Raw genomic sequence first — 483 nt, forward strand, 5'->3', positions numbered from 1 at the left:
TGGCCTGCATGAAGGCCTATGTCGAATACGGCATCAATTTGCGCGACGGCTACTATCGCAGCGAGATGAAGGGCGAACCCGCCAACGAGACCAATATCTGAGCGGCCCTCATATCTGAGCGCCAGGGAGCAAGACGGAGGTCAACGATGAAGAAAGTAACGCCATTCCTGATGTTCGAGGGCAAGGCCGAAGAGGCAATGGCCCTCTATTGCGAGACCATTCCCGGCAGCAGCGTGCTTGACGTCACGAATTACGGCCCCGGCGAAGACGGCCCGCAAGGAACGGTCAAGCTGGCGCGGGTGTCGATCGCTGGGCTGGAAGTCATGGTCTTCAACAGCCCCGTGCACCACGCCTTCACGTTCACGCCATCGGTCTCGCTCTATGTGGACTGTTCCTCAGAAGAAGAGCTGAACCGAATTGTCGGGACGCTGGGCAAGGACGGCGCGTTCCTGATGCCACCGGACAATTACGGCTTCAGCCGCC

The 483-nt window shown here is 59.2% G+C and carries 1 protein-coding gene and 1 pseudogene; both read left to right on the top strand.

The window, feature by feature from the left end:
• A pseudogene (locus EOB49_RS38410) lies at nucleotides 1–101 on the top strand (ATPase); the annotation flags it as partial.
• A 45-nt stretch (nucleotides 102–146) separates the two neighbouring features.
• Nucleotides 147–483, top strand: a 337-nt coding sequence (locus tag EOB49_RS34685; RefSeq protein ID WP_164781965.1) for a VOC family protein, incomplete at its 3' end; no start/stop codon positions are given.

Source organism: Mesorhizobium sp. M7A.F.Ca.MR.148.00.0.0 (assembly GCF_003997735.1).
In the GTDB taxonomy this organism is placed as follows: Bacteria; Pseudomonadota; Alphaproteobacteria; order Rhizobiales; family Rhizobiaceae; genus Mesorhizobium.